Here is a 22616-nt window from a genome sequence, read left to right as displayed (position 1 = left end):
GAACCTGATCGACCCAGTACCCGGGAGTGCTGAACTCGGCACCGGCCTGCTCGCCGGTGACAGTGGACACGACAGGCATCCGGGCTTCCGCGAACGACAGGCCGGACAGCTCGGCGGCGAACCGTGCGAGCATGTCGTCCATCCGCGGTGAATGGAACGCGTGACTGACCCGCAGTCTCCTCGTGCGGACACCGCGTTCGGTCCACCGGCGGGCCACGTCCAGCACTGGCTGTTCGTCGCCGGACACGACCGTGGCCGCCGGTCCGTTGACAGCCGCGACCACAACGCGCCCGGCTTCTCCGTTGAACGAGGCCAGGACGTCCTCCTCGGGCGCGTTGATCGCGACCATCGCCCCACCTTCAGGCAACTGCTGCATCAACCGGCCACGGGCGTCGACCAGCGCGCACGCGTCCGGCAACGACAGCACCCCGGCGGCGTGTGCCGCGGCGACCTCACCGACGGAGTGCCCGAGCAGGAACGCCGGGCGCAGCCCGAACGACTCCACCAGCCGGTACAGCGCCACCTCCACGGCGAACAGTGCCGCCTGGGCGTGCCGGGTCTGGTCCAGCAGGTCCTGATCGTCGCCGAACACCGTCGATTTCACCGCGAGCAGGGCATCGACCTCGTCGAACGCCTCAGCGAACACGCCGAACCGGCCGTACAGTTCGTGTCCCATGCGCAGGCGTTGCGCGCCTTGGCCGGGGAACAAGAACGCCGTGGTGCTCCGCGGGGTGGACGGCGTGTGCCCGTTGGCCAAGTCGGTCAACTGCGCGGACAGGTCCGCGTCGTTCGCCGCGAGAAGCACCGCCCTGTGCTCGAACGACGACCGGGTGGCCAGCGTGCGGGCGATGTCCAGGGACCGGGCCGATGCTCCGAGCAACCGCCGTGCCTGGTCACGTAAGGCTTCCTCGGTGCGTGCCGACACCGGGAACGGCAGCAGCCGATCCTCCACAGTGGTCGGTTCGGGCGGCGGCGGCGCTTGTTCGAGGATGACGTGTGCGTTGGTTCCGCTGAGCCCGAACGACGACACCGCGGCCCGGCCCGGCCGACCGCTCCTCGGCCACGGAGCCGGCTCGGTGACCAGCTCGACGTTCCCCGCCGTCCAGTCGACCTCGGTGGACGGTTCGTGCGCGTGCAGCGTCGGCGGGACGATGCCGTGCCGCATGGCCTCGACCATCTTGACCACCCCGGCTATCCCGGCGGCGGCCTGGGTGTGGCCGATGTTGGACTTCACCGACCCCAGCCGCAACGGCCGGTCGCGGTCCTGCCCGTAGGTGGCCAGCAGGGCCTGGGCTTCGATCGGGTCGCCAAGCGAGGTGCCCGTTCCGTGCCCCTCCACGACGTCCACATCAGACGCTCGGAGGCCCGCGCTCGCGAGCGCCTGCCGGATCACCCGTTGCTGCGACGGGCCGTTCGGCGCGGTGATGCCGTTCGACTTGCCGTCGGAGTTGACGGCCGTGCCGCGGACCACCGCCAGTACCGGGTGGCCGTTGCGGCGGGCGTCGGAAAGCCGTTCCAGGACGAGGATACCCGCGCCTTCGCCCCAGCCGGTGCCGTCCGCTCCCGCGGCGAAGGACCTGCATCGCCCGTCGGCGGACAGTCCGCCCAGCTTGGTGAACTCCACGAACAGCTCCGCGCCCGCCATCACCGTGACACCACCGGCCAGCGCCAGCGTGCACTCACCCGAGCGCAGTGCTTGCGCCGCCAGGTGCAACGCCACCAGCGACGACGAGCACGCCGTGTCCACGGTGAGGGCTGGTCCTTCCAGGCCGTAGGTGTAGGCGATCCGGCCGGACGCGAGACTGCCTGTGCTGCCGTTGCCCTGGTAGTCGTGGTGCATGACGCCGGTGAAGACACCGGTTTGGCTGCCGCGCAGCGACGACGGCGCGATCCCGGCTCGTTCCAGCGCTTCCCACGAGGTTTCCAGCAGCAGCCGGTGCTGGGGGTCCATCGCCTTGGCCTCACGCGGCGAGATGTCGAAGAACCCGGCGTCGAAGTGGCCCGCGTCGTAGAGGAATCCGCCTTGCTGGGTGGCTGATTGCGTGGTGTGCCAACCACGGTCGCCGGGGAACGCCGACACCGCGTCGACGCCGTCGAGTACCAACCGCCACAGGTCGGCGGGAGACGTGACACCACCCGGGTAGCGGCATCCCATCCCGACGATGACCACCGGATCACCGTCCAGGGCGGCCACCGCTGGCCGCGCGGGTGCGGGCTTGCTGCCGTGCAGCCGCTCGCGCAGCATGTCCGCGATCGCTTCGGGCGTCGGGTAGTCGAACACCGTCGTGGCAGGCAGTTGGAGCCCGGTCGCCGTGCCGAGACGGTTGCGCAGGTCGATCGCGAGCAACGAGTCGAAACCGGCTTCCCGCAGCGGCCGGTCGACCTGGACGGCGCCCGGCCCTGCGAGGCCGAGCACGGCCGCGACCTGCGCGCGAACCAACTCCAGCAGGTCCGCCGGTCGCGCGGCCACCCGCTTGGGCTTCACCAGGCCTGTCAGGATCGGCGGTACCGGGCCCCCGGCACGAACGGCGGCTGTGTCCAGACGCATGGGCACCAGGACGGGTTCGGCGCTGCCCAGCGCCACGTCGAACAGACCGAGTGCTTCCTCTGTGGACAGTCCGGTGCCGGTCATCCCCGCGGTCAGTGCGCTGCGCTCGTCCCACAGTCCCCAGGCCAGGGATGTGGCGGGCAGGCCCGTGGCCCGCCGGTGCTGGGCGAGGCCGTCGAGGTAGGCGTTGGCTGCCGCGTAGCTGGCCTGCCCGGCACCGCCGAGAACCCCGGACGCCGACGAGAACAACACGAAGAAGTCCAGATCGCCGGTCAGCTCGTGCAGGTGCCGTGCCGCGTCGGCCTTCGGCCCGAACACGGTCCGCAGGTGATCCGCGGTCTGTGACTCCACGACTCCGTCGGCGAGCACACCGGCCAGATGCACGACACCGGTCAGCCCGTCGATGCCCGCGAGCGTCGTCTCGACAGCGTCCCTGTCGGACACATCGCACGCCACCACTCGCACGCTCGCGCCCAGTGCACGAAGCTCGTCGGCGTCGTCCCTGCCACTGCGGCTGACCAGCACAAGGTCACGAACACCATGTGCCAGAACGAGATGCCGCGTGATCAATCGACCGAGCGTGCCGGACGCACCCGTGACCAGCACCGTGCCGATGCTGAGCGTCCGTGGCGCTCCTGTGGCACGCGCCAACCGAGGGACGCGGGCGACGCCGTTACGGATGGCGATTTGAGGTTCATCGTGGACGAGCGCGGTTTCCTCGTCGGAGTCCACGAGGACGAAAAGGCCGGGGTGTTCGGTTTGCGCCGCACGGACCAGGCCCCACACCGCAGCCGCGGCCGGATCCACGTCCTGCCCCGGCTCGACGGCCACGGCACGCCGGGTACGGAGCACCAGCCTGGTCCCGTCGGCGATGTGCTCCTGCAGAACCGGCAGTACATCGAACACGGAATCCGCGTCCAGCACAGGGATGTCCACTGTGGTCGTCGTGGCCGCCAGCTCGTGCCATTCGACTCGGAACAACGCGTCAGACGACCGCAACGGGCGAACGACCAGCGAACGAGCCTCGAAAACCGGCCGTCCATCCGTGTCGACGGCCTGGATCGAGACGGTGTCTGTGCCGGACGACCTCAATCGCACGCGCAGTGCGTCGGCGTCCGCGAACCGGGTGACACCGGTCCAGGAGAACGGGACCGAGCCCGCCGTGATGTCCGCGAACCCCAGCGGGTGCAAGGCCGCGTCGAGCAGGGCCGGGTGCACGGGGAATCCCCGTGCCGAGAGCTGCACCTCGGCGTACAGCTCGTCTCCTCGCCGCCACACTCGTCGCAGGCCGAGGAAGTGCGGCCCGTAGTCGAATCCCGCGTCGGCGAACCGGTCGTACAGCCCGTCGGTGCCGATCTCCTCGGCGTCAGGCGGAATCACCACGTCGAAGGCGGCTGACTCGGCCGGTGCCAGCACACCGGTGGCGTGCGTGGTCCACTCCCCTGCCGTGTCGGCGAACACCGTCAACGACCTGCGGCCGGATTCGCCCGGGGCGTCCACGACCACTTGGACGCGTGTGTCACCGGCTATTTCGAGCGGCCTGTGCAGGGTCAGCTCGTCGACACGGTCGCAGCCGGTTGTCCGGCCCGCGTGCAGGGCGAGGTCCAGCAGAGCTGTTCCGGCGAGGACGGTCTTGCCCGCGATCTTGTGATCGGCGATCCAGTCGTGTGCCGCCGGGTCGATCCGCCCGGTGAGCACGATCCGGTCGTCGTCAGCGAGATCGACCGTGGCGCCGAGGAACGGGTGACCGGCGTTGCCGAGACCAGCCGCCGTGACGTCTCCCGTGCGGGTGTGCGTCAGCCAGTAGCGTTCGCGCTGGAACGGGTAGGTCGGCAGGTCCGTCAGACGGCCGCCGCTGAGCGCGCGGTCCCAGTTGACCGGTATCCCGTGGACACAGGCCTCTCCCACCGACGCCAGGACACGGTCCCAGCCGCCGTCGTCGCGGCGTAACGTGCCGATCCCCAGCGCGAGCACCGGATGTGGCGACACCTCCACGAAGGTGGCGCTCAGGCCGCGTACGGTCTCGTCGAACCGGACCTGGTCGCGGAGGTTGCGGTACCAGTACTCCGCGGTCAGTTCGGCGGTGTCCAGGCGTTCACCGGTGACGGTCGAATGGAACGCGACCGTGCCGCTCGTGGGCGTGACCTCGGCCAGCACGTCCAGCAGTTCCGCTTTGACGGCCTCCACCTGCGCGGTGTGGGAGGCGTAGTCGACCGGGATCCGCCGCACCCGCTCATCGGACGCGACGAACTGCGCGACAGCGTCGTCAGCACCGGCCACGACCGTGGACGACGGACCGTTCACCGCGGCGATCGACAGCCGCTCGCCCCACGGCTCGATCAGTCCCACGACCTCCGAGACAGGCAACGGGACGGCGGCCATACCGCCCCGACCGGCCAAAGCAAGCAGTGCCTTCGACCGCAGCGCGACAATCCGGGCGCCATCGGCCAAAGACAGGCCACCCGCCACGACGGCCGCGGCGATCTCACCCTGACTGTGCCCGATCACGGCGTCCGGCGTGACACCGAATGACTCCCACACCGCGGCCAGCGACACCATCACCGCCCACAGCACCGGTTGCACGACGTCGACGCGGGCCAGCGCTTCGGCGTCCCGCAGCACCGCGAACAGATCCCAGTCCACGAAGGGTGACAGGGCGGTCGCGCACTCCCGCATCCGTTCGGCGAACACCGGGCAGCCCTCGACCAGCTCCAGCCCCATACCCAGCCATTGCGACCCCTGCCCGGGGAACACGAACACGGTCCGGCTGTGGGTGTCCACGCCCGTGACCAGCCGGGGATCCGGTTGCCCGTCGGCGAGTGCGTCGAGCGCCTGGCGCACCTGCTCGGCCGTTCCGACCGCCACCGCGCGGTGCTCCATCAGGGCACGCCCCTTGACCAGGGTGTACGCCACGTCGGCCGCGTTGGTGTGGCCGTGCCGGGCCAGCTGCCGGGCTGCGGCGCGCAGCGCTTCCGGTGTCTTCGCCGACAGCAGCCACGGCACTGTCTCCGTGTCAGCCGGCGCGACAGCTGCGGTGACCGGTGGCTGTTCGATGATCACGTGCGCGTTCGTCCCGCTGATCCCGAACGAGGACACCGCGGCACGGCGGACCCGGTCGTCGAGCGGCCACTCACGGTCTTCGGTCAGCAGGTCGACCCCGCCGGTCCAGTCCACCCGCGTGGACGGCCGGTCCACGTGCAGGGTCCGCGGCAGCCGTTCGTTGCGGATGGCCTGGACCATCTTGATCACCCCGGCCACACCGGACGCCGCCTGCGTGTGGCCGATGTTCGACTTCACCGACCCCAGCAGCACCGGCCGGTCGCGGTCCTGGCCGTAGGTCGCCAGCACGGCACCGGCTTCGATCGGGTCGCCGAGCACCGTGCCGGTCCCGTGCCCTTCCACCACGTCGACATCGCCCGGCCGCAGACCGGCGTCGGCCAGCGCCGCCCGGATGACCCGCTGCTGGGCCACACCGTTCGGCGCGGTCAGCCCGTTGGACGCACCATCGGAGTTCACCGCCGAGCCTCGGACGACCGCGAGCACCTGATGACCGTTGCGTCGCGCGTCCGACAAGCGTTCGAGCACGAGGACTCCCACGCCCTCACTCCAGCTGGCACCGTCGGCGGCGTCGGCGAACGACTTGCACCTGCCGTCGGCTGCCAGGACACCCTGTTGCGAGAACACCACGAACGAATCGGCCGAGGCCATCACCGTGACGCCACCGGCCAGCGCCAGCGTGCACTCACCTGAGCGCAACGCCCGCGCGGCCAGGTGCAGCGCCACCAGCGACGACGAACACGCGGTGTCGACCGTGAGCGTCGGGCCCTGCAGGCCGAGGCTGTAGGCGACCCGGCCGGAGACCACGCTCCCGGTGTTCCCGGTCAGCACGTGTCCCTGCAGGTCAGGCGGCACGTCCGTCAGGCGGTTCGCGTAGTTGTTCGCCATCACCCCGGCGAACACCCCGGTCCGGGTGCCGCGCAGCGACCGCGGGTCGATCCCGGCTCGTTCCAGCGCCTCCCACGACGTTTCCAGCATCAGCCGCTGCTGCGGGTCCATCGCCAGCGCCTCACGCGGGGAGATCCCGAAGAACGCGGCGTCGAACCGGTCGGCGTCGTCGAGGAAACCGCCCAGCCCGCTGACCGAGCCGACCGCGGGCCAGCCCCGATCGGCGGGGAAGTCCCCGATCACGTCCCGCCCGTCGGACACCAGCCGCCAGAAGTCCTCCGGGGACTCGACCCCGCCCGGGTACCGGCAGGCCATCCCGACGATCACCACCGGGTCGTGGTCCACGCGTGCGGCCTGGACTGGTTCGTCGGTGGCGTGGTCGCCGACCAGGTGGGCACGCAGGTGTTCGGCCAGCGCCAGCGGGTTCGGGTAGTCGAACACGACCGCGGCGGCCAGCCGGAGACCGGTCACCGCGCCGAGCCGGTTGCGCAGTTCGACCGCCATCAACGAGTCGACGCCCAGTTCCCGGAACGCGCGGGCCGCGGGGACGAGGTCGGTTTCCGGCAGGCCGAGCACAACGGTCGCGTTGGTGCGGACCATCTCCAGCAGCGCCCGATCCCGGTCCGCGGCGGGCAACGCCAGCAGCGTGTCACGCCACGCGCGGCCGTCCGCCGACGCTTCTCGTATCCTGCGGGGAACCAGTCCACGCAACAGGAACGGGACCTCACTGGCCGCGCGCAGCGCCGAGATGTCCAGCTTCACCGCGACCACGGCCGCGTCCGCGCCGCCGACCGCCGCGTCGAACAGCCCAAGACCATCCTCTGTGGACAACGCGGCGACGCCCGCGCGGGACATCCGCGTCCGGTCGACGCCGTGGGTGAGGGCGCTGGTCTCGTGCCACAGGCCCCACGCGAGCGAGGTGGCGGGCAGTCCCTGCGCCCGGCGATGTGCCGCCAGGCCGTCCAGATACGCGTTCGCGGCGGCGTAGTTCGCCTGTCCGGCCGCACCGAACACACCAGCGGCTGATGAGAACAGCACGAAGAACTTCACGTCGCGGTGCACGGTCAGCTCGTGCAGGTGCTGAGCCGCGACCGCTTTGGCGGCGAACACCGAGTCCAGGCGGCCGGGCGTGATCGCGTCCAGCATCCCGTCGTCGAGCGTGCCGGCCGCGTGCACGATCCCGGTCAGGTCGTCGATGCCGTCCAGCAGTGCGGCGACCGCGGCCCGGTCCGAGACGTCACAGGCGACGACGTCGACATCGCAGCCGTCGAGGTCGTGCTCGCCGCCACTGCGGCTGACCAGCACGAGACGCCGGACACCGTGCTCGGCCACCAGGTGCCTGGCCACGAGCGAACCCAGCGTCCCGGTGCCACCCGTGATCAGCACAGTGCCCGTCAACCTGTCCGTGGGCCTGGTTTCGGCCCGCACGAGCCTCGGCAGGTACCGGACGCCACCGCGGACCGCCACCTGGGGTTCGGCCGGGGTCGCGTCCTCGTCGGAGTCGAGCAGGACGAACCGGCCCGGGTGTTCGATCTGTGCGGCGCGCACCAGGCCCCACACCGACGCCGCCACCGGGTCCACGTCCTCGCCGGGGACGACAGCGACCGCCCTGCGGGTACGCAGCACCACCCGGGTGCCGGTGTCGAGATGGCGGTGCAGCACGGCGAGGGCTTGCTCGGGCGTGTTCACCGCGACGACTTCGGCGGGTTGGCCGGTCACGCTGTCCGCGGGCGCCCAGTCCATCCGCAGCAGATCACCGGTTCCCGTGCCGCGCAACGCGGCCGGGGAGAACGGCCGCAGCAACAGGTCCGCGGTCAGCACCGGCAGGCCGGTATGGTCCGTCAGCAGGATGGACACGGAATCCGTGGACACTGTCAGCCGTACGCGCACTGCCGTGGCGCCGGTGGCGTGCAGTGTGGCGTTCGTCCACGAGAACGGCAGCATGCCCTGTCGTTCTCGCGCCAGCGCGTGCAGGGTCGCGTCCAACAGCGCCGGGTGGATCCCGAAATCGCCGTCCAGGCCTGCCGGGAGTACCACGTCGGCGAACAGTGCGGCGTCGCCACGCCAGGCCGCTCGCAGGCCCTGGAACGCCGGGCCGTAGTGGAAACCCGTGTCGGCGAGCCGTTCGTACAGGTCGTCCACAGTGACCGCACGGGCACCTGCCGGTGGCCACTCGGTCAGCACCGCGGCATCGCCGCTGCGCGGGGTCAGTTGCCCGGAGGCGTGTTCGGCCCATGGCCGGTCGGTTTCGTCGTCCAGGCGTGCGTGCAGCACCACAGGCCTGTGACCGGACCGGTCCGGGCTGCCGACAGCGAGCTGGATCCGGATCCCGCCGTGCTCGGGCACCAGGAGCGGCTGGTGCAAGGTCAGTTCGTCGACCGTGCCCGCTCCGACGAGCGATCCGGCGTGCAAGGCCAGTTCGAGCAACGCGGCTCCGGGCACCAGGACGACGCCGTCGACCGCGTGGTCCGCCAGCCACGGGTGCGACCGGAGCGACAGCCTGCCGGTGAGCAGCAGGCCGCCGTCGCGTGCCAGTTCGACGCTGGACTCCAGCAGGGCGTGCGCGGTGGACGCGGACGTCGGCCGCTCGGCCGGGTCGAGCCAGAAACGCTGGTACTGGAAGGGATACGTCGGCAGATCGACCCAGCGCCCGCCTGCCGTCACCGGAGCCCAGTCCACGGCGGCACCGTGCGTGTACGCCTCCCCCACGGACGCCAGCAACCGGTCGAGACCGCCATCGTCACGCCGCAGCGTCCCCGTTGCCCGCGCGTCGGTGTCGGCCAGCGCACTGGTGAGCACCGGATGCGGGCTGACCTCGATGAACGTGGTGTGCCCGTCGGCGAGCAAGGTCCGCACGGCCCGGTCGAAGCGGACCGTGTTGCGGAGGTTGCGGTACCAGTAGGCCGCGTCGAGCACCGGATCGCGTTCCTCGGAGTAGAACGCGATCCTCGGGGGCAGCGGGGTGATCGGGGCCAGTGCGGTGTGCAGCACGGCGGCGATTTCGTCCACGTGGGCGGAGTGGGAGGCGTAGTCGACCGCGATCCGGCGGACGCGGTCGTCCGACGCCACGAACTCGCCGATGGCGTCCGCGTCACCGGCGACCACAGTGGCGGTGGGGCCGTTCACCGCGGCGATCGACAGCCGGTCGCCCCATCCCGAGATCATCTGCTCGACCTGCGCCGACGGCAGTGAAACCGCGGCCATCCCGCCCCGCCCGGCCAGGCCAACCAACGCCTTCGACCGCAACGCCACGACTCGGGCAGCGTCGGTCAGCGACAAGCCGCCGGACACCACAGCCGCCGCGATCTCGCCCTGGCTGTGCCCCACGACCGCGTCCGGGACGACACCGAACGACTCCCACACGGCCGCCAGCGAGACCATCACCGCCCACAGCGCCGGTTGGACGACGTCCACCCGGGCCAGCTGATCCGCGTCGCGCAGAACGCCGACCAGGTCCCAGTCCACGAACTCGGCCAGCGCCGCAGCGCATTCCCGCATCCGCCCGGCGAACACCGGGCTGTCGCGCATCAACTCCAACCCCATGGTCAGCCACTGCGAACCCTGACCGGGGAACACGAACACGACACGGCCGCGCTCGGCGGCCACGCCCTGTTCGACGGCGTCCAGTCCCACACGGAATCCGGCCGCGTCCCGCGCCACGACGACCGCACGCAGGTCATGCGCGGCTCCGCGAGCCAGCGAATAGGCGACGTCCACCGGGTTGCGGTCCGTGTAGGACATCAGCTGCTGGGCCCGGGCTCGCAGAGCCTGGTCGCTTCGTGCCGACAGCACCCACGCGACCGGACCACCCACCGGTGGCGCGTCGGGCACGTCCTCGGCCGCGGCCTGCTCGATCACGGTGTGGGCGTTGGTGCCGCTGGCCCCGAAGGAGGAGACGCCCACCCGGCGCGGTCGCCCGGTCTGCGGCCACGGCTGGTCTTCGGTCAGCAGCCGCACGGCACCGGAGTCCCAGTCCACGTGCGGTGTCGGTTCGTTCACGTGCAGAGTCCGCGGGAGGACACCGTGGCGTAACGACATCACTGCTTTGATCAGACCCGCGACACCCGCGGCCGCCTGGGTGTGGCCGATGTTGGACTTCACCGTGCCCAGCCACAGTGGACGGTCCCGGTTCTGGCCGTAGGTCGCCAGCAACGCGTGTGCTTCGATCGGGTCGCCGAGCGTGGTCCCCGTGCCGTGCGCCTCCACCGCGTCCACATCAGACGGTTCGAGCCGCGCGTCCGCCAACGCGGCCCGGATGACCCGTTCCTGCGCGGGCCCGTTCGGTGCGGTCAGGCCGTTGGACGCGCCGTCCTGGTTGACCGCGGATCCACGGATGACCGCCAGCACCGGATGTCCGTTGCGCCGGGCGTCCGACAGCCGTTCCAGCAACAGCATGCCTGCACCCTCGGACGACCCGAACCCGTCGGCGTCAGCGGAGAACGCCTTGCATCGGCCGTCAGCAGAGAGCCCGCGCTGACGGCTGAACTCCACGAACAACCGTGGCGTCGACATGACCGTGACACCACCGGCCAACGCGAGCGTGCAGTCGCCGGACCGCAACGCCTGAACGGCCAGGTGCACCGAGACAAGCGCGGACGAACACGCGGTGTCCACGGTGACGGCCGGGCCCTGCAGCCCCAGGGTGTAGGCGACGCGCCCGGAGGCCATCCCCGCCGCGCTACCGTTGCTGACGTACCCCTCGAGGCCGTCCGGTATCTCGGTGATCCGCGAGCCGTAGTCGTGGTACATCATCCCGGCGAACACACCGGTCGCGCTGCCGCGCACCGACATCGGGTCGATCCCGGCCCGCTCCAGCGCCTCCCACGACGTTTCCAGCAACAGCCGCTGTTGCGGATCCGTGGCCAGCGCCTCACGCGGGGAGATGCCGAAGAACCCGGCGTCGAAGTCGGCCGCGTCGTGCAGGAACCCGCCTGCCCGCACGTAGGTCTTGCCGCGCTGGTCCGGGTCCGGGTCGTACATCCGCTCGATGTCCCAGCCCCGGTCGGCCGGGAAGTCCGTGATCGCGTCACGGCCGTCGCCGACCAGCCGCCACAGGTCCTCCGGGGACCGCACGCCACCGGGGAACCGGCAGCTCATCGCCACGATGGCGACGGGTTCGCGCTCCTGCAACCGTGCCAGCTGGTGACGGGCCGCCCGCAGTTCACCGGTGACCCACTTCAGGTGATCGCGGAGCTTGTCCTCATTGGCCATCCGGAAGCCCCCGCCCGAACTCGTTGTGGATGATGTCGAACAGTTCGTCGTCGCTGGCGTCCGCCAGATCCGCTGCCTGGGGCTGCGGCGCGCCCACCAGCACAGCCAGTCGCCGCAGGACCACTTCGCGCACGTCGGCCGTCAGCTCACCGGCCATGCTCGCCTCCAACCGGTCCAACTCGGCCAGCACCGGCGGCGTCCCGTCCGGCCTGAGCCCGGCCACGAGCCGGTCGGCCAGCTCGACCGGAGTCGGGTGGTCGAACACGACCGTCGCGGGCAGCCGCAGCCCGGTCACGTCCGACAGCCGGTTGCGCAGTTCCACCGCTGTGAGCGAGTCGAACCCGAGGTCGCGGAACGGCCGCCCGGCGCGTACGCGTGCGGGGTCGGCATGGCCGAGAACGGCCGCGGCTTCGGTGCGGACCAGGCGCAGCGCGGCCTCCGGCCGGTCGGGCTCCGGCACGTCGGCCAGTCGCCGTTCGGTCCGGCGGATCGGCCGTTTCGGCGCCAGCGAACGCAAAGCCGGTGCGACATCACCGGTCGCCAGTCGCGCGGGGTCCAGTCCGAGCGGGACGAGAACCGGTTCGTCCACGCCGAGCGCCATGTCGAACAGCGCCAGTCCGGCCTCCGTGGACAGCGGGCTGAGGCCGAGGCGGGCCAGGCGGTGCACGTCGGTGTCGTCGAGGTGTTCGGTCAGCCCGGTGCGCTGGTCCCAGAAACCCCAGGCGAGCGACGTCGCAGGCAGGCCGTGGGACCTGCGGCGCACGGCCAGTGCGTCGAGGCAGACGTTGGCCGCGGCGTAGTTGGCCTGGCCCGACGTGCCCAGGACTCCGGCGGCCGACGAGAACAGCACGAACGCGGCCAGGTCGCGGTCGCGGGTGAGCTCGTCCAGGTGTGTCGCTGCGACGACCTTCGGGCGCAGCACCCGGTCGAGCTGCCGAGGGGTCAACGACTCCAGCACGCCGTCGTCGACGACGCCCGCTGTGTGCACGACCGCCCTGAGATCGTCGATGCTCGTCAGCAGCTGTGCCACGGCTGACCGGTCGGACACGTCGCACGCCACGACATCGACCTCACAGTCCAGCCCGGGTGGCGTACCGCCGCTGCGGCTCACCAGCACCAGGCGGCGCACGTCGTGGTTCGACGCGAGATGCCGGGCGACGAGCGTGCCGAGCGTGCCGGTGCCACCTGTGATCAGGACCGTGCCGTCCAGCGTGACCTTCTCGCCGCCGGATGCCTTCACCAGCCGTGGCACGAACAGTTTCCCGTCACGCACCACGAGTTCGGGTTCGGTACTCCGCAACGCCTCGGCCGGGATGTCCGAGCTGTCCGTCTCGACGAGGGCGAACCGGCCGGGGTGTTCGGACTGCGCGGATCTGATCAGGCCGCGGACTCCCGCTCCCGCCAGGTCGCCGGTGCGGGTGACCACGACCAGGCGGGTGTCCGCTGGTCTCGCCACCCACTCCTGTGCTCTGACCAGCCATTCCCGCACCACGTTGGGAACGTCCGGGCCGAGAACGTGTTCCACGACGACATCGGTGTCGTCTGACGCCGTTGTCGCGGGCGCCCAGTCCGGGCGTAGTAGTGAACCTGTGCTCAGCGTGCTTTCCCGCAAGGTCAGCTTGCCGATGGTGACAACCGGATTTCCTTGGCCGTCGGTCGCGTGTACGGCCACAGCGTCCTTGCCCAGCTGGGTGATCCGGACTCGCAGCCGCGCCGCTGCCCTGCTGTGCAGCGTGATGTCGTTCCACGCGAACGGCAGGCGCACCCGGTCCACGCCGCCCGCCAGGACCATCGGGTGCAGCGCGGCGTCCAGCAACGCTGGGTGCAACGTGAATCCGTCCACCTCCGCAGGCACCGCGACTTCGGCGAATGTCTCGTCGCCGCGCCGCCAGGCACGCCGAACTCCTTGGAACGCGGGCCCATAGCCGTAGCCCGCGGCGGCCAGCCGCTCGTAGAGATCCCCAGTGTCGGCGACGTCGGCGTCAGGCGGCCACGTCATCGGCCGCACTGGCTGGCCGGGCTCGGCGAGCAGACCGGTCGCGTGCTCGGTCCACCCTTCGCCTGGTCGTCGCGAGTGGACAGTGACACGGAGGTTGTCGACCGCGACCTGGATGTCGGCCTCGGCGTCCGTGAGCACGAGCGGCGTGGTGATGGTGAGTTCGTCCACCCGGTACTCGCCGAGCAGGCCGGCCGCGTGCAGCGCGAGTTCCAGCATTCCCGTGCCGGGGAACAGGATCGTGTCGCCGACAGCGTGGTCGGCCAGCCACGGTTGCCGCTGGAGGTCGACGCGGCCGGTGAGCACCAGCCCGTCCCGGCCGGCCAGTTCGACGACCGCGTCCAGCAACGGGTGCCCGGCCGTGCGTTCGCCTGTGCGGCTGGGGCTGAGCCAGAACCTTTCCCGCTGGAACGGGTACGTGGGCAGATCCACGTGCCTGCCACCGGCAAGCGCGGGTGCGAAGTCCACGGGTGCGCCGTGGCAGTAGGCCTGCCCGGCCGAGCGGAGGAAATGCTCCAGTCCGCCCTCGCCGCGGCGCAGGGTCCCGACCGTGGCCGCTTCGGTGTCGGCCAGCGCGGTCGTCAGCACCGGGTGCGCGCTGACCTCGACGAACAGCGAGAGTCCGGCTGCCACGGCGGCGTCCACCGCCTGGTCGAACCGGACCGGCTCGCGCAGGTTCGTGTACCAGTACTCCGCGTCCAGTGTGGACGTGTCGACGCGTTCGCCGAGCACGGCGGAATAGAACGCGATGTCACCGCTGACCGGGTCGACCGGAGCCAGGTCGGCTGCCAGCCGGTCGCGGATCCGCTCCACATGAGCCGAGTGTGACGCGTAGTCGACCTGGATCCGGCGCACCCGGTCGTCCGAGTCGGCGAACTCGCCGATCGCCTCGGCGTCCCCGGCGACCACAGTGGACGCGGGGCCGTTGGTCGCGGCGATCGACAGCCGATCGCCCCACGGCCGGATCATCCCGGTGACATCCGCGGGCGCCACCGGCACCGCCGCCATGCCACCGAGCCCGGCCAGCGGGATCAGCGCCCGGGAACGCAACGCGACCACACGGGCGGCGTCGTCCAAGGACAAGCCACCCGCGACCACAGCCGCCGCGATCTCGCCCTGGCTGTGTCCCACGACCGCGTCCGGTACGACACCGTACGACTGCCACAACGCGGCCAGCGACACCATCATTGCCCACAGCGCGGGCTGGACCACGTCTACCCGGGCCAGCATCGCCTTGTCCGACAAGGCCTCGACGAGGTCCCAGTCCACGTAGGGGCGCAGCGCGGCGGCGCACTCTCGCATCCGCTGCGCGAAAACCGGACTGTGCTGCATCAGATCCACGCCCATGCCCCGCCACTGCGAACCCTGACCGGGGAAAACGAACACAATCCTGGCGTCGGCCTGGGCGGCCACCTCGGACCTTGCGGCGGCCGGGTCCCCCGTCACGACAGTTCGGTACTCGAAGGACGTGCGTCCGGCCAACGTGAACGCCAGATCCACAGGGTGCACTGTGTCCACAACAGACAGAACTTGATCCACGCGAGCGCGCAGGGCTTCCGGGGTACGAGCGGACACCACCCATGGCACCGGCCGCTCAGCCGGTGCCGGGATGTCGGGCGCGTCAGGCGCTTCCTCGATGATCACGTGTGCGTTGGTGCCACTGATCCCGAACGAGGACACCCCGGCGCGCCGCGGCCCCTCCGCCGGCTGCCAGGCGGTCGGTTCGGTCAGCAGCCGGACCGCGCCGGACTCCCAGTCCACGTGCGGGGACGGCTCGTCGACGTGCAGCGTCCTGGGCAGCAGGCCGTGCCGCAGCGCCTGCACCATCTTGATCAGCCCGGCGACGCCGGACGCGGCCTGGGTGTGACCGATGTTGGACTTCAGGGAGCCCAGCAGCAACGGCCGCGCGCGGTCCCTGCCGTAGGTTGCCAGCAGCGCACCGGCTTCGATCGGGTCACCCAGCACAGTGCCGGTGCCGTGCCCTTCGACGGCGTCCACGTCACCGGGCCGCAGACCCGCCGAGGCCAACGCGTCCTCGATGACACGCTGTTGCGCCAGCCCGTTGGGCGCGGTCAGGCCGTTCGACGCGCCGTCGGAGTTCACCGCTGAACCACGGATGACGGCCAGCACTTCATGGCCGTTGCGCCGCGCGTCGGACAGACGCTCCAGCACCAGCGTCACCGCGCCCTCCGACCAGCCGGTGCCGTCCGCCGCACCCGCGAACGACTTGCAGCGGCCATCCGGGGACAAGCCGTTCTGCCGGGAGAACTCCAGGAACACGCCAGGCTCGGACATCACCGTCACACCGCCCGCCAGAGCGAGCGAGCACTCGCCACCGCGCAGCGCCTGCGCCGCCAAGTGCAACGCCACCAGCGACGACGAACACCCGGTGTCCACAGTGAGCGATGGACCGGACAGCCCGAACACATAGGACACTCGACCGGACACGACACTGCCGGTGTTGCCGGTCAGCACATGCCCGCCGAGGGCGTCCGCCTCGTGCAACCTGGGGCCGTAGTCCTGGGTCATCGCACCCATGAACACGCCTGTCCGGGTGCCGCGCAACGACTCGGCGTCGATGCCCGCCCGTTCGAACGCCTCCCACGCGACCTCGAGCGTCACCCGCTGCTGCGGGTCCATCGCGGTCGCCTCGCGGGGCGAGATGTCGAAGAAAGCCGGGTCGAAATCACCGGCGTCGTAGAGGAATCCGCCGTACCGGGTGACGCTGTCGCGCCGCAACGAGCGCAGGTCCCAGCCGCGGTCGGCCGGGAACTCGCCCAGCGCGTCGACCTCGTCGGCGACGATTCGCCACAGGTCGTCGGGTGTCCGCACGCCGCCGGGCAGGCGGCAGCTCATCGCGATGATCGCGACCGGCTCGTCCACCGGGTTCGTCCGCGCGACCGTGGCGACACGCCCACCGTCGCCCCGCAGGCGCCTGGCCAGCAGCCGCGGTGTCGGGTAGTCGAACAGGACCGTCGTCGGCAGAACGGCGCCCGTCGCCGCCGCGAGCCGGTTGCGCAGTTCGACCGAGGTCAGCGACTCGAACCCCTGGTCGCGGAAGCCACGGTCCGGTTCGACCGCGGCGGCGTCGTCGTGCCCGAGCACCGCGGCGGCCTCGGCCCGGACGAGGGCGAGGAAGTCCACATCGGACCGCTGCGGCCGAACTCCGGTCGCCCTGCCCAGCAAGGACGTCCGGCGAGCAACGCCGAGCACCGCGCCGAACCTGTCCCGGTCGATGTCCGCCACCACGAGACTGCTCTGCCCGGTGCGCAACGCCCAGCCCAGCTGCGCCAGCGCGGCCGGTGCCCGCATGGGCGTCATGCCGATCGCTTCCCAGTCCTGCTCGGCGGCCATTCCTTTGCCCGCCCACGCACCCCACGCCACCGAGGTGGCGGGAAGGCCGAGACCTCGGCGGTACTCGGCCAGCGCGTCCAAGTAGGCGTTGGCGGCGCCGTAGGCGGCCTGCCGCGCCGCACCCCAGATGCCGGACCCGGACGAGAACAGCACGAACGCCGACAACGGCCGGTCCGCGGTGAGTTCGTGCAGCAGGGACGCGCCTGTCGCCTTGGCACTCAGGACGGTCGCCAGTTCGGCGGGTGTCAGCTCGGCGGTTTCCCTCTCCGCCAGGACACCGGCGGCGTGCACCACGGCGTCGACGGGGTGTTCGTCGAGCAAGGCGGCCAGCGACTCGCGATCGGCGATGTCACACGCGACGACCGTGACGCGGGTTCCCCGCTCGGCCAGTTCCGTGACCAGGTCGTCGGCCCCGGGCGCGGCCGGGCCGCTGCGGCTGGTCAGGACCAGGTGCCGGGCACCGCGACGCGCCAACCAGCGTGACACGTGCACCCCGAGCGCACCGGTTCCACCGGTCACCAGCACTGTGCCCCGAGGCCGCCATTCCGGCCCGTCCTGGACGACAGGCGCTCCTGGTGTCAGGCGGCGGCCCAGCAACCGGTCGTCGCGGATCGCCACTTGGTCCTCGCCGGTCGCGCCGGACAGGACCGCGGCGAGCAACGCCCCGGCGGCAGGGGTGAACTCGCCCGGCAGGTCGACCAATCCGCCCCAGCGGTCCGGGCGTTCCAACGCCACAGCACGCCCGAAACCCCACACCATGGCCTGGGCCGGTGCGCGCACCGGGTCGGCCGTGCCCGTGGACACCGCGCCGCGCGTCACGCACCACATGGGCGCGTCGACAGATCGCAGCAGGTCAAGCGTGTCCTCCGCGGTGCCGAGCAGTGACACGACACCGTCGAGCGAGCCGCCGCGGTCACGTACCACCTCCGCGCCATGGGCGGTGAGCGCGGCAGCGCAGCTCGCGGTGAGCTCATCGTCGGGACCGATGAGCAGCCAGCGGCCCGTCAACACCGCCTGCTCGGGTCGCGGCAGCGCCTCCCAGGTGACCGAATGCCGCAGCCGCTCGACAGCGGTCACGCTGCGGTCACCGGCAGTGGTGAGCCAGAAGTGCTTACGCTGGAACGGATACGTCGGCAACGGCACGCGCCGGGCGCCGGGGAACACCGCCTCCCAGTCCGGGCTGGCGCCGTGCGCGTAGGCCTGTCCGACCGACAGCAGGAACCTGTCCAGGCCGCCGTCGTCGCGGTGCAGCGATCCGGCGGTGGCCGCCCCGAGATCCGTGAGCCCGCCTGTGAGCACCGGGTGCGGGCTCATCTCGATGAACAGCTTGTGCCCGTCGGCCATCAGCGTGCGGCTGGTCTGTTCGAACACCACGGTGTGCCGGAGGTTGTCGTACCAGTACGTGGCATCGAGTTCGTTGGTGTCGATTCGCGCTCCGCGCAGCGTCGAGTAGAACGGCACACGCCCGGCCCGCGCGGTGACCGGGGCCAGTGCGTCGAGCAGCCGCTGCCGGATCGGTTCGACGTGCGCCGAGTGCGAGGCGTAGTCCACCGGGATCCACCGCGCCCGGTCCGGATCGGCCTCCACCAGAGCGGCCAGCGCCTCCCGGTCACCGGACACGACAGTGGCCGACGGCCCGTTCACGGCGGCGATCGACAGCCGTCCGTCGAGCCGGGCACGGACCTGGTCCACATTCGCCGCGACGGCGACCATTCCGCCGTCGCCCGGCAGGTCGGCCAGTGCCTGCGCGCGGAGCGCGACCACGCGTGCGCCATCCGCCAGCGACAACGCCCCGGCGACCACAGCAGCCGCGATTTCCCCTTGGGAATGCCCGATCACGGCAGACGGCCGCACGCCACAGGACTCCCACAACGCCGCCAACGACACCATCACAGCCCACAACGCGGGCTGCACCACGTCCACACGGGACAGCAGCGCCTCGTCGGCCAGTGCCTCGGTCAGCTCCCAGTCCACGAACTCGCTCAGCGCCGCCGCGCACGCCGCCAGCCGTGCCTGGAACACCGGTGCCTGCCCGGCCAGGGCGAGCGCCATCCCCACCCACTGCGTGCCCTGCCCGGGGAACACGAACACCGGGTCTCCCGGGTCTCCCGCGGAGACGATCTCGCCGCCGCCGTCCGCGAGCCGGCGCAACTCGTCCGGCCCCGCCGCCACCGCGCGGTAGGGCAACGCGGACCTGGTCGTCACGAGCGAGTACGCGACATCGCGGGTGTCGGCCCGGTCCAGGGTGGCCAGGTCCGCGGCCTTGGCGCGCAACGCTTCCACGGATCTCGCCGACAGGATCCACGGCGCCGGGCCCCTTTCAGCCGATGTGTCCTGCTGTTGCGGGGCTTGTTCGAGGACGAGGTGCGCGTTCGTCCCGCTGATCCCGAACGAGGACACCGCGGCGCGCCGGGGACGACCGGTCCGCGGCCACGGACTGGGCTCGGTCACCAGGGACAACGCGCCGGACGACCAGTCCACGTGCGGTGACGGCCGGTCGGCGTGCAAGGTTCGCGGCAGCTCGGCGTGCCGCAGCGCCAGCACCACCTTGAGCACACCGGTCACGCCCGCTGCCGCCTGGGTGTGGCCCAGGTTCGACTTCACCGAGCCCAGCAACAACGGGAACGCGCGGCCTTGCCCGTACGTCGCGAGCAACGCCCCGGCTTCGATCGGGTCACCGAGCCTGGTGCCGGTGCCGTGCGCCTCGACAGCGTCCACATCAGCCGGTTCGAGGCCGGAGTCGGCCAGCGCGAGCCGGATCACGCGTTGCTGCGCCTGACCGCTCGGCGCGGTCAGGCCGTTGGACGCGCCGTCGGAGTTGACCGCCGAACCGCGGATCACCGCCAGCACTTCGTGCCCGGCGCGCTGAGCGTCGGACAACCGTTCCAGTACGAGCATTCCCGCGCCTTCGGCCCAGCTCGTGCCGTCGGCACCGGCGGCGAACGACTTGCAGCGGCCGTCCGGCGCGAGCCCGCTCTGCCTGGCGAACTCGACGAACATCCCGGGATTGGCCATCACCGCCGCGCCCCCGGCCAGCGCGAGCGAGCACTCACCGGAGCGCAGCGCCCGGACCGCCCAGTGCAACGCCACCAGCGACGACGAGCACGCCGTGTCCACCGTGACCGCCGGGCCGTCCAACCCGAGCAGGTAGGCGACGCGGCCGGAGGCCACGCTGACCGAGTTGCCCGTCAGCGCGTACCCCTGGGACTCTCCGGTGACCTCGTGCAGGCGCGGGCCGTAGTCCTGTGCCATCGCTCCGACGAAAACGCCTGTCCTGGTGCCACGCAACGACTCCGGCACCACCCCGGCACGTTCCAGTGCCTCCCACGACGTTTCCAGCAGCAGCCGTTGCTGCGGATCCATCGCCAGCGCCTCACGCGGGGAGATGCCGAAGAAGCCGGCGTCGAACATGGCCGCGTCGTGCAGGAACCCGCCTGACCCGCCGTCGGTGTCCCAGCCGCGGTCGGCGGGGAACTCCGAGATCGCGTCGACCCCGTCTGCCAGCAACTGCCACAGGTGTTCCGGTGTGGACACGCCACCCGGCAGCCGGCAGCTCATCCCGACGATGGCGATCGGTTCGTGCTCCCGCACCTCGGCCCGCTGCGGCGCGTCCGGTGCGGTGCCGCGCAGACCGGCGAGGTGGGCGGCGAGGTCCTTGGGCGTCGGGTGGTCGTACAGGACCTTGACCGGCAAGTCGACGGCCAGTTCCGTCTCCAGGTTGTCCTGCAGCTTCACCGTGAGGTAGGAGTCGGCGCCGAGTTCTTTGAACGTCAGCGCCGGGTCGACCTCGGTTGGGTCGGCGTACCCGAGCACGCTCGCGGTGTGCGTGCGCACGAAGCCGACGAGGTCGCGCCGGTCCGCGGGCCGGTCGGCCACCGGGGCGGGATCGTCGACCCAGTAGCGCTTGCGTTGGAACGGATACGTCGGCAGGTCCGCCCGCACACCGCCGCGCACCACCGGCGACCAGTCCACCGCCTCGCCGCGCACCTCGGCCTCGGCCATGCGCTTGAGCTCGTCGCTGACATCCGCGGGTATGTCAGCGACTTCGGACGTCACCACGCCGGGCGCCGAGCGGCCGTCCGCCAAGGCGGCGAGCCCGGCGATCACGGTCTGTCGATCACCCAGAACCACCGCCCGACGCGAAAAGCGAATACGGTGAGTAATGAGGGAGTATGTCAAGTCGAGCGGATTCGCATCGGCGCGCAAGAGCCGGGCCGCCACCTCCCGGAGCGCTTCCGGTGTTCGCGCCGACAGAACCCACGGCAGGACCGAGGGTATTTCACGTACGCTCGACGGCCGCTCCCGCGGCGGGCCGGTGACGACGACGTGGCAGTTTGTCCCACCCATTCCGAATGAACTGACTCCGGCGACCAAGGAACGCGCCAGTACTTCGTCATGTCGTTGAACGACCAGATTCAGTTCGTCAAGTGGAATGTGCGGATTCATCACGTCGAAGTTCAGGCTCGGCACCAGTTCGCGATACCGGACCATCAGCAGCGCCTTGATCAGCCCGGCTATCCCCGCAGCGCCTTCGAGGTGGCCGATGTTCGTCTTGACCGAGCCGACCGGCAGCGGGGCGGCGCGGCCACGGCCGAGCACGGCACCCAGCGCGGCGGCTTCCACCGGGTCGCCTGTGGGTGTCCCGGTTCCGTGCAGTTCGACGTAGTCCACCTGACCAGGCGCGACACCAGCCGCGTCATAAGCCGCGCGCAGCACGGCTTCCTGTGCGCTTTGGTCCGGCGCGGTGAGACCTGGTCCGCCGCCGTCGTTGTTCACCGCGCTGCCCGCGATGACGCCGTAGATGCGGTCGCCGTCCTCGATCGCGTCCGCCAACGGTTTGAGGACCACGACGCCGCCGCCCTCACCCCGCACATAGCCGTTGGCGCGCGCGTCGAAGGTGTAGCAACGGCCGTCGGGCGACAGCCCGCCGAAGGCGGCGATCGTGCGTGTGGTCCGCGCGAGCAGGTTCAGGTTCACGCCACCGGCCAGGGCGACCCGGCACTCGCCGGTCGCCAAGCTCCGCGCGGCCAGGTGAACGGCGACGAGCGAGGACGCCTGACCTGCGTCGACGACCATGCTCGGGCCACTGAGGCCAAGGACGTAGGACACCCGGTTGGCGATGATTCCCCGCTGTGTGCCGGTGAAATCGTGCTGCCCCGCCTCGCCGCGGTCACGCAGGAGCGTGCCGTACTCGTCGGCGACGGCGCCGACGAACACGCCGGCCGGGCCGCCGGGCAGGATGCCCGCGTCCTCGAACGCCTCCCAGCTCAGTTCCAGCGCCAGGCGCTGCTGGGGATCCATCGCGGCCGCGGCCTTCGGCGAGATCCCGAAGAAGCCGGGGTCGAACTCGTCGACGTGGTCGACGAACCCGCCTTGTGGCCGCTCAAGCCCGGTGTCCCCGGCCCAGCGGCCGTCCGGGGGCGCGCTGATCGCGTGCTCCCCGCGCACGAGCATCCGCCGAAACCGCGCGGGTCCGTCCGCACCGGGAAACCGGCAGGAAATCCCGACGACCGCGATCGGGTTCCGAATGAGCGCAGCGGAAAACGACTCGCCCACAGACAT

At 71.2% G+C, this 22616-nt stretch carries 2 protein-coding genes (1 of these 2 only partly in view); both read right to left on the bottom strand.

All coding sequences use genetic code 11. The features are described 5' to 3' along the window. On the bottom strand, positions 1 to 11704 hold the 5' portion of the coding sequence (locus AOZ06_RS60250; protein WP_054291793.1) for a type I polyketide synthase. Its footprint begins 6650 nt before the window's first position; the window shows 11704 of its 18354 coding nt (coding positions 1-11704); the start codon lies at positions 11702 to 11704; the stop codon falls past the left edge of the window. Further along, complete coding sequence (locus AOZ06_RS60245; protein WP_157233244.1) at positions 11694 to 22616, bottom strand: type I polyketide synthase; 10923 nt, start codon at positions 22614 to 22616, stop codon at positions 11694 to 11696. The genes AOZ06_RS60250 and AOZ06_RS60245 overlap by 11 nt, the downstream gene beginning before the upstream one ends.

The organism is Kibdelosporangium phytohabitans, assembly GCF_001302585.1.
GTDB classification, from domain to species: Bacteria; Actinomycetota; Actinomycetes; order Mycobacteriales; family Pseudonocardiaceae; genus Kibdelosporangium; species Kibdelosporangium phytohabitans.
The sequence above is the reverse complement of the archived record's forward strand: the minus strand, read 5'-3'. Positions and strand labels throughout refer to the sequence as shown.